The organism is Mesorhizobium sp. USDA 4413 (assembly GCF_056280365.1).
The window spans coordinates 3,346,336-3,359,287 of the sequence record NZ_JBVPRP010000001.1 but is presented as its reverse complement, the minus strand read 5'-3'; the positions used below and the strand labels follow the sequence as shown (position 1 = coordinate 3,359,287).

Sequence of the window (12,952 nt, the reverse complement as noted above, 5' to 3'; positions counted from 1 at the left end):
CTCGTGGGGAGATGCCCGGCGGCTAGAGGGACGTCCCGTAGAGCGCGCCTTCAATGTTTGTCGGCCAGCGCCAATTATCTGAGAACGCGGCAGCGGCCGTTATAGACCAGCCAGCGATCGAAGCCCAAGACGCAGAATTCGACATTGTCGCCGATCGAGGCAAAGCCCTGGCCTTCCTCGATCAGGTAGAAGATCGAGCGGTCACGGCCGTCCGACAGGTTGACGGTGGCGCGGCAGTAATGGCGGCCGATCGGCCATTCGTCGCTCGCCGGTTCGTAGCGATGCTGGCGGATGTTGCGGAAGTCGGTGATCGCGACCTGCGGCAGATGCGGCACGTGATGTACCTGATAGGAGAAGCGGTCGGTGATCTTGTTCAGTACCCATGCCTCGCCGCAGACGCTGCCGTCGTCCTCAGTGTAGACGGAAAGGTCGGCGGCCTGCGCCGCCTGGCCGAAGCCCAGCGGAGCGGCAAAGGGAGTGGAGAGCGCAACCAGCGCGGCAAGAGCGGAATGAGCGAAGCGAGTCATGATAGCCTCTCAAGGTCGGTTCCGCGCACTGTGCGGATTCGCTTGGCGGCGGTCAAGCGGTCGCGAAAACAATGGTTTCCGCAAACCTTCGTTCCAGACTTCACCAGCTAGTTCGGTTGTGTGGAGATTCAGGTCATGCCGGCATCGCCTGCATCTCCATACAACCTAAAATGTGCCGGCCAGCAGCAGCCCGCCGATGACGGCAATGTTGATCAGAAACGCATTGCGCAGCACCTGGCGCTCCGGCTCCTGGCTCACCCAGAAACGCAGCAGCATGAGGTTCGTCGCCAGCGTGAAGACGACCAGCGCGCCGGCCGCGAAGGACCGAGCGATACCGATGGCAAGCAGGAAACCCGCAACGATCTCGACCGTCGAACCGGCGGCCAGCATCAAGGCCGGGGCCGGAAATTTCTGCGCGGCCAGATAGTCGCGCATCGCTCCGAATTTCAGGAAATGCTCGATCCCGGCGAAAACGAACACGCCGCCGATGAGGAGAGCGCCAAGCGCTTGAATGGTTTGAACAGGCATGGCGGCCTCCTGCGGCGGCGTTTCTTGCTTCGCTCAGTCCTCGGGGATGAAGGCCGGGTTGTAGACGACCTCCCACAGGTGATCGTCGGGATCCTGGAAGTAGCCGGCATAGCCGCCCCAGAAGGTCTTTTGCGCCGGCTTGACCACACGCGCGCCGGCCTTGACGGCCTCGGCCATCACGGCGTCGACCTCGGTCTCGCTGCCGACATTGTGGCCGATGGTGAGTTCCGTAGGGCTGCGGCCGGTTTGCGGCACCGTGGCATCCCAGGCGATGCTGGCGCGCTCGTAGATGGCGAATTTCAGCCCGCCGGCAAGCTCGAAGAAGGCGACGGCGCCATGCTCGAATTCGCGGCCGATGATGCCCTCGGTCGGCAGGCCGAGGCCGTCGCGATAGAATTTGAGGGAGGTTTCCAGATCGTCGACGCCGAGCGTCAATACAGTGATGCGAGCTTTCATTTCTTTCACTCCTTTCTATATTCGTGACCACAGTCGCAAACGGACGCGGTCTGATGCGAGCGCGTGAAGCGCCATGAAGTTGCGTCCGTTTTGCCATGGATGAGGTGGCCGGCATTGAATATTTCGGCCAAAATGACCGTCGCACCGATCCGGCAACCCGGCTGGAGCAGATCGGAGAGAGAATGGAACCGGTTCTGGCGCAGACCACCGGCTTCTTTCGCGAGCGGCCCGTCGCTGGCGGCCTCGCCGCCGCCTTCTGTGCGGTCTGGGTTCACCGCATGGACGAGCGCGCCGTTCCCCCGATCGTCATCACGCCGGACGCAACAATCGACCTGCAATGGATCGACGGCCGCTTCCGCGTGGCCGGGCCGGACAAGGAGCCGCAGATCGAGACGCCGCCGGCCGGTGCGGTGATCGTCGGCTTCCGCTTCCGGCCGGGCGCGGCCGCTGGCTGGCTCGGCGTCCCGGCCGGCGAAATCGTCGGCGGACGGCTGGACCTCGGTGAATTGTGGGGCACGCGGGCTCGCGAACTGTCGGACCGCATCAAGGCCGCGACCGACCTGCCGGCCTTGCTGCGGCAGTTGGAAGAAACGATCGGCATGCATACCGAAGGCCGCGAGGCGCTCGACCCACAGATGGGCCGGGCCTTTGGCGTCCTGGACGAGGGCCTGCCGCCGGAAACGCCGCTGGTTCCGTTCCTGCAACGCCAGCTGCATATGAGCGAGCGGACGCTGCGCCGGCGTTTCGAGGACGCCTTCGGCTATGGCCCGAAGACGCTCGACCGCATCCTGCGCTTCCATCGGTACCGGCGCCTGCAGCGGCAGCAAGGCGATGCCTCGACCGCGCTGCTCGCCATCGAGGCCGGCTATGCCGACCAGGCGCATCTGATCCGCGAAAGCCGGCGGCTGACGGGCGTGACGCCTACGGCGCTGACTTAAGGTGACATGGTCGCCCTATTCGCCCGCCAGCCACTCGAGCGACCAGCGCGACGGTTGCCGAAGGGCGAGCGCCTCGTGCAGAGCGGGCAATAGGACCTTCAACTCGCCTTCCAGCGTGTAGGGCGGATTGACCACCACCAGCCCGCTGCCATCGAGGCTGGGCTCGTCCGAGGCGGGCCGGATCTCGAAGGCGATGTCGAGCAGCTTCGGAATGCCGGCTTCCTTCAGCGCCGCGCGGAAGGCTGTTACCGCCTTGCGGTCCTTGATCGGATACCAGAGTGCGTAGATGCCGCCCGGCCAGCGCCGGTGCGCTTTGCGAAGCCCTTCGACGAGCCGGGAGAACTCGCCCTCCTCCTCGAAGGGCGGGTCGATGAGGACGAGGCCGCGCTTTTCCTTCGGCGGCAGTTGCGCGCCGAGCGCCAGCCAGCCGTCGAGCTCGATCACCCTTGTCTGGAAATCGCCGGCGAAGACGGATTTCAGCCGCGCGGCATCCTCGGGGTGCAGTTCGATCGCCGTCAGCCGGTCCTGGTTGCGCAGGAGATGGCGCACGATCAGCGGCGAGCCGGGATAGTGCTGGAGGCCGCCGTCGGGATTTTGCGCGCGCACCGCTTCCAGATAGGGCTGAAGCAGCGCTGCTGCCTGCGGCTCGAGCGCAATCTCGGCCAGCCGACCGATGCCGCCCTGCCATTCTCCCGTCTTGCCGGCCTCCACCGAGGCGAGATCGTAGCGGCCGATGCCGGCATGGGTGTCGATGACGCGGAAGGCCTTGTCCTTCTGCTTGAGATATTCGACGAGGCGCGCGAGCACGGCATGCTTGACGACATCGGCGAAATTGCCGGCGTGGTAGGCGTGGCGATAGTTCATATGCGGCTCACTCCCAAGAGCATGATGTCGACCGAAAACCGCTTCACATTTTTCGGCATCATGCTCGTGGCGGACCGTTGCGGCCCCAGCGCGGCGGTGGCGGCTGCGAATTGGGATTTTGCGGATGGTCTCCGCCGCGGCGCCCGAAGACCAGCGACAGCACCAGTCCGGCAAGGCCGACGCCCATCAGCGTATAGCCGGCCGGCTCAGCGCGTTCGTCGATCGAGCCGGTGCCGGCGCGCAGGATGAGATCGACCGCGCGGATGTCGATGCCGTCGGCATCGCCGGGGCCGACGGTGAAGACATAAGGACCGGGCGTGACGGTTTTGATGACGCCGGCCTCGTCGCGAAAAATCTTGTCGGGCAGTTGCGGGCTGGCCTGGCGCGGGTTGTCGGTGTGATTGAAGGAGAGCGCCGAGGCCAGCGCCGTGCGGCCGCCGTTCGCCGCCGTCAGCGTCAGCACCGCGCGCTGCTGGCCGGCGACCCGTTCGGCCCGCGCGGTCAGGTCGACCAACACCCGCACCGGCGCGTCGCCTGCGGAGAGCTGCACGGTGACGGGCCGGAAGCGGCCGCCCTCATAGACGCGGTAAGTGCCGATCGCATGGCCGGAAAAATTGCTCATCGCCCAAGGATAGAAGATGCCGATGGCGGCACCGGCGATAAGGAGAAGGACGGAGAGGAAGCGCATTCAGAGCCTTGGCTGTTTTCGGCTAGCCGCCATTTCCTGCTAGCGGTTTTGGTCGCGGACAGCTTCGCGGACCCGCTCCATCTCGTCCAGAAACATTTCCAGGCCAAGCTCGAAAGTCTTGTCGAAGCCGGTGGTGCCGAAATAGGCGCCGGCTTTCGCGACGCTCGGATAGTCGCGCGCCAGCTCCTGGTCGCTGACGGTGGTGACCGCCGAAGGTCCCTTGGCGTAGCCGGCTGTCTCGTCGAGGACCGCGCCCATCAGATAATAGCCGGCGGCGCGGAACAGACGGGCGCTGAGCTCAGGTCCGAAGCCGCCATCCTCGAACAGGCCGATGATGGCGTTGAGCTTGGCGAGGCAGGGCGGCGAGTTCATGCGATAGACGACGATGAAAGGCGCGAAGGCCGGATGCTCGGTCGCGACGCGCCGGAATTCCTGCATGCCGATGCGGGCCCGCTCGCGCCAGGGCAGGCTGTCGTCTGGGATCACGAGGCCGCTCATCTGGCGGTCGACCAGCGCCTCGTAGAGATGCGCCTGCGAGGGGAAGTGATGGTAGATGCTCATCGCCTCGCAGCCGAGCCTGGCGGCGAGCTTGCGCATCGAAAAGCCGGACAGCCCTTCCCGCTCGATCACCTCGAAGGCGGCATCCTCGATCATCTCGCGGGAGAGTTTTCCGCGGGTTCGCTTTTTTTTGCTCGATGCATCCATGGCGCTTGACAACTTACACTGTAAGGCTCATCTTCCGTATACCTTACATCGTAAGGCTAGCAAAAACCAGAGGAGAACATCATGTCAGTCATTCGCATCGCCTCAACCGTGCATTCCTGCCTTCGTTCCGCCTCGCTCATCGCCGCTGCAGGCGTGTTTGCCGCCGTGCTGGCGTCCGGGCCTGCCCGGGCCGATGATTACGACGCCACCCTCAAGGACATCCAGTCGACGATGGGCGGCGTGCCGAGCTTCGTGAAACAGTTCCCGAAAGCCGGTCTGCCCGGCGCGTGGGCCGAGGTCAAGGCCATCGAGCTCAGCGACAAGACGGCGCTGCCGCCAAAGGTCAAGTCGCTGATCTCGCTGGCGGTCGCGGCGCAGATCCCCTGCCAATACTGCATCTGGTCGGACACGCAGGATGCCAAACGCGCCGGCGCGACCGACGAGGAAATCCAAGAAGCCGTCGTGATGGCGGCGCTGACGCGCCATTGGAGCACCGTCTTCAACGGCATGCAGGTCGATTTCGACCAGTTCAAGAAAGAGATAGGCGGAGAATAGGACTTACTCGGCATAACTTATCCGGCAAGCGGGCGGGCGCGAACCCCGCCCGCTTTTCGCCGCCCCGATCGAGGCTCCAACCAAGCTTATGGATTCGCCGCCGCCGCTGTTCTATAGGAACAGCGCGTTGAAAAAGCCGGCGCGGATCCGATATCGGACCGGCGCCGGCCGGGCCGACATCCGAGAGTTGCCCCTGTGTGGGACTCTGATTGCGCTTCCGCCCCAACCGGGCGGCCCATTTGGAGACCTGATTGAAGCGAGCGATATCGATAGTCGTCACCCTGGCGCTGCTGGCATGGCTTGCCAGCGACCAGCGCTGGAAGATGGTCGGCGATGCCTTCGTCTCCATCACGCCCGGCGCCTTCGCGGTGATCGCGGCGGCGCTGTTTGTCACCTATGTGCTCCGGGCGCTGCGCGTCTGCGACGAATTCCGCGACGATGTGAACGGTCGCTTCGGCGCAACGCTGCGCGTCATCCTGATCCACAATGCGATGATCAACATCGTGCCGTTCCGCGGCGGGGAGACGGCCTTCCCGATCCTGTTGCGCCAGGTGTTCGGCGTCTCGATCGTGCGCGCCAGCGCCTCGCTCCTGTGGTTCAGGCTGCAGGACGCTTTCGTCGTCGGCGTGCTGGCCTGTCTGGTCTGGCCGGGCCTGCATCCAGCGCTGAGGGCCGCCGGCATCGCGGCGCTGATCGTCGCCGCCTGGTACCTGCCGCGCTGGGCGCGCGCGCCGCACAACTGGACAGCGGGCGGCAGGATCGTCTCAAAACTCGGCAAATTGCGCGACATCTTCACCGAAGCGACGGGGCGCTCGCGCTATGGCTGGTGGTGGACGATCGCCAACTGGGCGCTGAAGCTCGGCGTGCAGGGCTGGCTGCTCGCGATGCTGCTTGGCACCTCGTTCCAGACCGCCTTTCCCGGCGCCGTCGGCGCGGAGGCCGCCGCCATCCTGCCGGTGCAAGGCGTCGCCGGCTTCGGCACCTATGAGGCGGGCGCCGCCGCCGCGCTGCTTTATTCCGGCATCGCCATGAAGGACGGCCTGCAGGCGGCGCTTGCGCTGCATCTCTTCATCCTGTGCTCGGCGGTCGCAACCGGTGCGATCGCCTGGCTGTTCCCCTCGAAATCGACGCTGCCGGACACCCCGGCGGCAGGACCGGCAAGGAAATGACCGCGATGAACGTGCTTCCCATCCCCGCATCGGGATTGCCCGAGGGCGCCGTCATGCCCGAGCACAAGCTCTCAATCGTCATTCCGATGTACAACGAGGCCGACAATGTCGAGCCGCTGCTGGTCCGCATCCATCAGGCGATGGAAAACTACAGCCAGCCCTGGGAAGTGGTGCTGGTCGACGACGGCAGCACCGACGCCACGCCCGCCGAAATCCGGCGCCTTGCGGCAGTCTACGGGCCGCATGTGCATGGCGTGGAGCTGGTGCGCAATTACAAGCAGACCGCCGCCATGCAAGCCGGCCTCGACACAGCGCGCGGCGACGTCATCGCAACGCTCGACGGCGACCTGCAGAACGATCCGTTCGACATTCCGCGCATGGTCTATCGCCTGCTGACCGAGGATCTCGACCTCGTCGCCGGCTGGCGCAAGGACCGCAAAGAAGGGTTCTGGTTGCGCCGCCTGCCGTCCCGCATCGCCAACAGGCTGATCGCGCGCGTCACCGGCGTCAAGCTCAAAGACTATGGCTGCAGCCTGAAGGTGTTCCGCGGCAGCGTCATCCGCAGCGTCCGGCTCTATGGCGAAATGCACCGCTTCATCCCGGCGTGGCTCGCGACCGTGACGACGCCGCGCCGCATCGCGCAAGAAGTGGTGACGCATCACGCCCGCATCCACGGCCAGTCGAAATACGGCATCTCGCGCACCTTCCGCGTGGTGCTGGACCTCGTCTTCATGTTCTTCTTCCTGCGCTACCGCACGCGGCCCGGCCATTTCTTCGGCGGCATCGGCATAGTGCTCGGCGTGCTCGGCTCGCTGATCCTGGCCTATCTCTTCGCGATCAAGGTTTTCTGGGGCCAGGATATCGGCACAAGGCCGATGCTGATCACCGGCTTCTTCCTGGTGATCGCCGGGCTGCAGGCGGTGACATCGGGCGTGCTCGCCGAGATGCTGTCGCGCGTCTATCTGGAGGCCAACGGCGCGCTCGCCTATGTGGCGCGGCCGCAGCCCGCGCATGGCGAGGGCGACGGCTGGCACTGGCCGAACAAGCCGGCGGCCTCAAAGCCAAAGCCGCGCCGGAAATGACCCGGCCAGCGGGCGTCGATAGCAGCCGCGTTGCCAATCACGTCCGTAACCCGCTCAGCCGGTACCGCTCTGCCGGTTCCGACAATCTTGATCCGCATTCTCCCCCGCCGCATGAGCTTGGCCCTGTCTAGCAAAAAGCGCGGCACTTGCGACTCCGGAGTCGATCAACCGGCGGCGGGGCTGGCCGGCCGAACTGCCAGTCCCGCCTGCTCTAACCGTTCGACGAGCCAGGCAATACCTGCGTCCATCATCGCGACCTTCGGCACCAAGGCGGTGATCTGAAAGCGCGGCAACGTCACAGGGGCGTCGACGGCGATGACGCCGAAGCGGCGCCCATGCATGCCCACGAAACGACGCGGCAGCGCCGAGACGAAGTCCGTTTCGGCCAGCACGGCAAGCGCGAACATGAAATTGGGGACGGTGAGCGCGATGCGCCGCGACCGGCCATGCGCGGCAAGCGCGGTATCGACGAAGCCCAGCGCATCGCCTGTCTGCGACACCACGAGATGTTCCATGGCGCAGTATGCCTCGATGCCGCTGTCCTGCGAGAACCGGTGCCCGGCGCGCATGGCAATGACGAAATCCTCTTCATAGAGCGTGCGTCGAAGAAAGCGCTCGGGCGCATTGTCGATCGGGATGACCGCCACATCCATGAGCCTTGCCTCGAGCTCGGCGATGACATCGCTCCAGGCGGGCAATGGCGAGGTCTCGCCTTCCCTCGGCAGCAGCTGGCGGATGCCGATGTCGATGCCCGGCGCGCTTCGACGCAGGACTTCGAGCAGCGGTGGCAGGAAGACCGCGGAGGCGCCGTCGGGCGCACCGATGACGAAGCGGCGGCTGGAGCGAGTTGGATCGAAGGGCTCGGCGCTGGCGACGACGCTTCTCACGCGCGCCAGGATTTCGGCGACAGGCGCGGCGAGCTCCAGCGCGCGGTCGGTCGGCACAACGCCCCTCGGCGTGCGCAGGAAAAGCGGATCACCGAGCAACCCGCGCAGCCGGCCGAGGCCATGGCTGACCGCCGACGGCGACAGGTTCAACCGCGACGCCGAGCGGCTGACATGGCGCTCCTCCATGACGGTCTCGAACAGGACCAGCAGGTTGAGGTCGACGCGCGATAGATCAATTTCGTGCAGCATATTGCTGAAATCATATCACTGGATTCATCTCGGTTGAAGTGAGATCGTCCCGCATCGGTCGGACGGCGAAAGTCGTCTGGCTTGGTTCCCGATCTTTCCAGGAGGTTCTCTATGTCCAAATCCACACACACGACCGGCAAGGCCGGCGCGCCGCTCGAGCGGAAAGCCCGAAGCAACGCAATTTCCAGGCGGCTGGCGCTGGCGGCGCCGCTCGCCCTGCCGCTGGCAATGCAAGCTGCCGCAAGTAATGCCGCGCCGCAGGCGGCCATAGACGACGCGGCTCTGAAGGAGCTTCTGGCAAGGGCGGAGGCGGCCAGTTCGGCCTTCGTGCGTGGCGACATGAAAGCCTATCTCGACCTGATCGAGATCGCGCCCGACGTCACCTTGATGCAGCCGTTCGGCGGTCCGTTCTCAAGAGGTTTCGACAGAAGCCCCAAACATCTGGCCGAACTCGCCAGCTACTTTCAGGACGGCACGGTAAGAATGGAACTGGTGCAAGCTTACGCATCGGGCGACATGGCGGTGCTCGCCGTCATCGAGTGGGGGCATGGCAAGGTTGGTGGCCTGGAGCAGGAATGGCCGCTCAGGGTGACGCTGGTTTTTCGCCGCGAAAACGGCAAATGGCTGCTGGCGCACCGGCACGCCGACCCGCTCGTCCATAAGATCAGCCTTGAGCAGCTGTCAGTACTGGCAAAGGGCTGAAGATCGCAAAGACGCTTCGGTTCGGCGGGCAGCGGAAGTCTGAGCGCCGGACCGATGGTGAAGTGATGCTACGCCTTGCGTTCCCAGCGCCGGTCCGGCGTCTGCTGCCAGTAGGTCACGGCGTGGCCGGCTTCCTTCATCGTCTTCCAATGGCCGCGGGCGGCTTCGAGCTGTGCGGCGTCATGGCCGTCGAAGAGGAAGACGGCGCGCTCGTATCCCGATAGCTCGGGCGGGCTGGCGCCATCGACCAGGAAACGGATCTGCGCGGCGTTCTGGTTGCCCTCACCCGTGGTGAGCAGGACCGGCTGCTCGGCCGGATAGGCCTCGCGGTCGGTGGCATGAGCCAGGAAGGAATCGTCGCGGAACGTCCACAGATGCTGGTCGAGCGCGTCGCGCCGCTCTTCCGTGCCGGTCTGCACCACAGCGCGCCAGCCGCGCTCGACGCTGCGCTCGAGCAGGCCGGGCAGCGCCTCCTCCAGCGTCGATTCGGTCAGATGGTAGAAGAGGATGTCGGCCATCCCCTACCCTTCGTAATGATCGCGCATCAGCCTGTCGAGCAGCCTCACGCCGAAGCCCGAGCCCCAGGACTGGTTGATCTCGCTCGACGGCGCGCCCATCGCGGTGCCAGCGATGTCGAGATGCGCCCATGGCGTGTCCTTGACGAAGCGTTGCAGGAACTGCGCGGCGATGATGGCGCCGCCATAGCGGCCGCCGATGTTCTTCATGTCGGCGTTCTTGGAATCGATCAGCTTGTCGTATTCAGGCCCGAGCGGCATGCGCCAGACCCGCTCCTGGCTGGCCTGGCCGGCGCCGAACAGCCGGCCGGCGAGTTCGTCATTGTTGGAGAACAGGCCGGCATAGTGCTGGCCGAGCGCCACCATGATGGCGCCGGTCAGCGTCGCCAGATTGATCATGAATTTCGGCTTGAAACGGTCGTTGGCGTACCAGAGCGCATCGGCGAGCACGAGGCGGCCTTCGGCGTCGGTGTTCAACACTTCGATCGTCTGGCCCGACATCGAGGTGACGATGTCACCGGGCCGCTGGGCGTAGCCGTCGACGGCATTCTCGACGAGGCCGATGATGCCGACCACGTTGGCCTTCGCCTTGCGCGCGGCGAGCGCATGGATCAGCCCGGTGACGGCGGCCGCTCCGCCCATGTCGCCCTTCATGTCTTCCATGCCGGAGGCCGGCTTCATCGAATTGCCGCCGGTGTCGAAGGTGACGCCCTTGCCGATGAAGGCAAGCGGCGCGTCCTTGGCCTTGCCGCCATTCCAGCGCATCACCGCAAGGCGGGCGCCGCGCGGCGAGCCTTGCGCAACGCCAAGCAGCGAGCCCATGCCGAGCTTCTTCATTTCTTTTTCAGCCAGGATCTCGACCTCGACGCCAAGTTGCTCCAGCAGCTTGACGCGTTCGGCGAATTCGACCGGGCCTAACGCATTGGCCGGTTCGTTGACGAGGTCGCGCGCAAGCAGAACGCCGTCCACCACCGCTTCCTCGCCGGCGAAGGCCTTCTTCGCGGCCGCGGGGTCGGCGCAATGGACGGTTATCTTGGCGGGCTTGGCCGCCTCGGCCTTCTTGGTCTCAGGCGCCTTTGAATCGGATTGCCCGTCTTCCTTGTCCTTCCTGGTCTTGTATTTGTCGAAGGAATAGCTGCGCAGCAGGATGCCGGCGGCAAGGCTGGCCGCCTGGCGGCCATCCGGCTGCAGATCGGGCAGATCGAGGACGACGGCCACCTCGGCCGCCTTGCGCAGCGAAGCGGCAACGGCGCCGCCGAGCTTCAGCCAAGCATTGTCGTCAAGGCTCGAGACCTTGCCGGCGCCGATCGCCACAAGCCGGTCGACAGACGTTCCTTCCGGCGCCAGCACCTCGGCCGAGCTTGCGAACTTGCCGGAAAAATCCGCGACCGGAAACGCGCGTGCAAGCGCGCCGGCCGGATCGCAGGCCTTCGCCGCCTCGCCAAGCCCGCCGCCATCTGCCGCGAATACGAAGACGCTGCCCTTTTTCGGCGCAGCGAATTTGGCGAAAGAAATGGAGGGTCTCGACGTCATCAGGTCCTGCTTTCGGGGATGGCCGCGGGGGTCGGCAAAGGTTTGGCAAGCGTGCGCGACATTTCGGTCGTTTTGAGCCATTTGGCAAGACTTTGGCCGAAATCGCTGTCTATATCAGCGCCACAATAGACAAAGGATTCGCCTCGGCACGGCGTCAGCTTTTAGCCGTAACCTGCTGTTAACCATCAATGTTTCGCATTTCTTATCAATTGGCGCGGAGACTCCGCCACGCCGGGGCAGACGGCGTGGGGCGACAATCCGGAGCGAGCCGCCTATGACCCAGTTGTGCACGCGTCGCCGGATCACTACTTTGTCGACGGGCATGATGCCGTTCGGCAAAATCGAGAAAAGCCTTCATGAAGGTCGTTGAACGCTACATCATGCGCCGGGCGCTGACGATGTTCCTCGCCGCGCTGGCCTGGACGCTGGCGATCGTGTGGACGACGCAGGTGCTGGCCAAGATCGACCTCGTCACCGACAACGGCCAATCGGCGCTGACCTTCTTCGAGGTCGCGGCCCTCATCATCCCCTCCATCATCCCAATCGTGGTGCCGTTCGCGCTGGTGGTGGCGGTGGCGCAGACGCTGAGCGCCATGAACACCGATTCGGAGCTGGCCGTGCTCAGCGCCGCGGGCGCCTCGCGCTGGACGATCGCGCGGCCGATCCTGCTGCTGGCGGCTTTTGCCTGCGCCTTTTCCTTCATCGTCGACAATGCGATAGACCCCTATGCCAGGCAGAAGAACCGACAGCTGGTAGCCGCTTCGCGCGCCGACCTCGTGTCGCTGATCATCCAGGAAGGCACGTTCCGCAAGATCGATGACGGCCTGTACCTGCAGGTCGGCGAACGCCTTCCCGGCAACCGGCTGGGCGGCATCTTCGTCGCCGATTCGCGCGAGGAAGGCGCCAGCCTCACCTACTATGCCAAGACAGGCAGCATCGTCGAAAAGGGCGACGAGAAGGTGCTGATGATGAATGACGGCGTCATCAACCGCAAATCGGTGACCGGCGATCTCTCCGTCATCCGCTTCACCTCTTACGCCTTCGACATGTCGGCCTTCATGTCGGCGGCGAACGACATCACGCTTTTGCCCAAGGACCGCACGACCGCGTATCTGCTCAACCCAGATCCAAACGACAAGATGTTCCAGCGCGAACCGGGCAGCTACCGTGCCGAGCTCAACCAGCGCTTCGCCGAATGGTCCTATTCGCTGGTGTTCGCGCTCATCGCGCTTGCGGTGGCGGGCGATGCGCGCTCGCATCGCGAAGCGCGCATCAATCCGCTGATCACGGCGATCGCGATCGCGCTTTTCGTGCGGTGGCTGGGCTTCTTCGCCGCCGGTAAAGCCGACAAGGTCTGGTACTATGTCTATCTGCTCTACGGCATACCGCTCATCGCCTCCGCGGTTTCGGTCTGGTTCATCGTCTCGTCCCGCACTATGGAATTGCCGGTCAGTTGGGCCGACTGGCTGACGGGCCTTGCCAAGCGCGCCGGCGAAAACTGGACGACGTTCAAGCTCTGGCTCGCCCGGCGCGCTTCGGGCCAGGGAGCCTGAC

General features: G+C 64.9%; 15 protein-coding genes. 6 read left to right on the top strand and 9 right to left on the bottom strand.

Annotated features, from left to right (window positions below):
• Positions 1 to 74: 74 nt before the first annotated feature.
• The 3 genes from ACVMIM_RS16025 to ACVMIM_RS16015 all read right to left on the bottom strand — a co-directional run bounded on the left by ACVMIM_RS16025 (position 75) and on the right by ACVMIM_RS16015 (position 1,511).
• The gene (locus ACVMIM_RS16025) at positions 75 to 527 is read right to left on the bottom strand and encodes a hypothetical protein (RefSeq protein ID WP_041001897.1); all 453 of its coding nucleotides are present in this window, start codon (positions 525 to 527) and stop codon (positions 75 to 77) included.
• 165 nt (positions 528 to 692) lie between these two features.
• Complete coding sequence (locus ACVMIM_RS16020; protein ID WP_476113135.1) at positions 693 to 1,055, bottom strand: DoxX family protein; 363 nt, start codon at positions 1,053 to 1,055, stop codon at positions 693 to 695.
• A gap of 33 nt (positions 1,056 to 1,088) precedes the next feature.
• Entirely contained in the window at positions 1,089 to 1,511 is a 423-nt protein-coding gene (locus tag ACVMIM_RS16015; RefSeq protein ID WP_476113133.1) for a VOC family protein, read from the bottom strand.
• Positions 1,512 to 1,693: 182 nt separating this feature from the next.
• Here ACVMIM_RS16015 and ACVMIM_RS16010 point away from each other — a divergent pair, with 182 nt between their 5' ends.
• A complete protein-coding gene (locus ACVMIM_RS16010; protein ID WP_476113132.1) occupies positions 1,694 to 2,449 on the top strand; it encodes an AraC family transcriptional regulator in 756 nt (251 codons plus the stop codon).
• A 15-nt stretch (positions 2,450 to 2,464) separates the two neighbouring features.
• Here ACVMIM_RS16010 and ACVMIM_RS16005 read toward each other — a convergent pair whose 3' ends face one another.
• The 3 genes from ACVMIM_RS16005 to ACVMIM_RS15995 are packed head-to-tail and all read right to left on the bottom strand — an operon-like array spanning position 2,465 to position 4,655.
• Positions 2,465 to 3,313 carry a 23S rRNA (adenine(2030)-N(6))-methyltransferase RlmJ gene (locus ACVMIM_RS16005; RefSeq protein WP_476113130.1) on the bottom strand — a complete coding sequence of 283 codons (849 nt, stop codon included), beginning with the start codon at positions 3,311 to 3,313 and terminating at the stop codon, positions 2,465 to 2,467.
• 58 nt (positions 3,314 to 3,371) lie between these two features.
• A complete protein-coding gene (locus tag ACVMIM_RS16000) occupies positions 3,372 to 4,001 on the bottom strand; it encodes a hypothetical protein (RefSeq protein ID WP_476113128.1) in 630 nt (209 codons plus the stop codon).
• Between the two features lie 39 nt (positions 4,002 to 4,040).
• The gene (locus ACVMIM_RS15995) at positions 4,041 to 4,655 is read right to left on the bottom strand and encodes a TetR/AcrR family transcriptional regulator (protein WP_476113126.1); all 615 of its coding nucleotides are present in this window, start codon (positions 4,653 to 4,655) and stop codon (positions 4,041 to 4,043) included.
• A 132-nt stretch (positions 4,656 to 4,787) separates the two neighbouring features.
• Between ACVMIM_RS15995 and ACVMIM_RS15990 the strand changes: the two genes are divergently transcribed.
• From ACVMIM_RS15990 to ACVMIM_RS15980, 3 genes are all read left to right on the top strand, one after another.
• Positions 4,788 to 5,261, top strand: coding sequence for a carboxymuconolactone decarboxylase family protein (locus ACVMIM_RS15990; RefSeq protein ID WP_476113124.1), 474 nt, complete (start codon positions 4,788 to 4,790; stop codon positions 5,259 to 5,261).
• 251 nt (positions 5,262 to 5,512) lie between these two features.
• Complete coding sequence (locus ACVMIM_RS15985; RefSeq protein ID WP_476113122.1) at positions 5,513 to 6,430, top strand: lysylphosphatidylglycerol synthase domain-containing protein; 918 nt, start codon at positions 5,513 to 5,515, stop codon at positions 6,428 to 6,430.
• 5 nt (positions 6,431 to 6,435) lie between these two features.
• Positions 6,436 to 7,512: a glycosyltransferase family 2 protein gene (locus ACVMIM_RS15980; RefSeq protein ID WP_476113120.1), complete on the top strand. Its 1,077-nt coding sequence runs from the start codon at positions 6,436 to 6,438 to the stop codon at positions 7,510 to 7,512.
• 164 nt (positions 7,513 to 7,676) lie between these two features.
• Here the strand turns inward: ACVMIM_RS15980 and ACVMIM_RS15975 are convergent, their stop codons facing one another.
• Complete coding sequence (locus tag ACVMIM_RS15975) at positions 7,677 to 8,648, bottom strand: LysR family transcriptional regulator (protein ID WP_476113118.1); 972 nt, start codon at positions 8,646 to 8,648, stop codon at positions 7,677 to 7,679.
• 111 nt (positions 8,649 to 8,759) lie between these two features.
• On the opposite strand from ACVMIM_RS15975, the gene ACVMIM_RS15970 reads away from it, so the two are divergent.
• On the top strand, positions 8,760 to 9,350 hold the full coding sequence (locus tag ACVMIM_RS15970; RefSeq protein WP_476113116.1) for a YybH family protein: 591 nt from the start codon (positions 8,760 to 8,762) through the stop codon (positions 9,348 to 9,350).
• Between the two features lie 68 nt (positions 9,351 to 9,418).
• Here the strand turns inward: ACVMIM_RS15970 and ACVMIM_RS15965 are convergent, their stop codons facing one another.
• Entirely contained in the window at positions 9,419 to 9,868 is a 450-nt protein-coding gene (locus tag ACVMIM_RS15965; protein WP_041008379.1) for a DNA polymerase III subunit chi, read from the bottom strand.
• Positions 9,869 to 9,871: 3 nt separating this feature from the next.
• Positions 9,872 to 11,398: a leucyl aminopeptidase gene (locus ACVMIM_RS15960; RefSeq protein WP_476113114.1), complete on the bottom strand. Its 1,527-nt coding sequence runs from the start codon at positions 11,396 to 11,398 to the stop codon at positions 9,872 to 9,874.
• A gap of 356 nt (positions 11,399 to 11,754) precedes the next feature.
• On the opposite strand from ACVMIM_RS15960, the gene lptF reads away from it, so the two are divergent.
• Positions 11,755 to 12,951, top strand: a complete 1,197-nt coding sequence (gene lptF, locus ACVMIM_RS15955) for an LPS export ABC transporter permease LptF (protein WP_476113112.1) — start codon at positions 11,755 to 11,757, stop codon at positions 12,949 to 12,951.
• The last annotated feature ends 1 nt before the right edge of the window (position 12,952 follow it).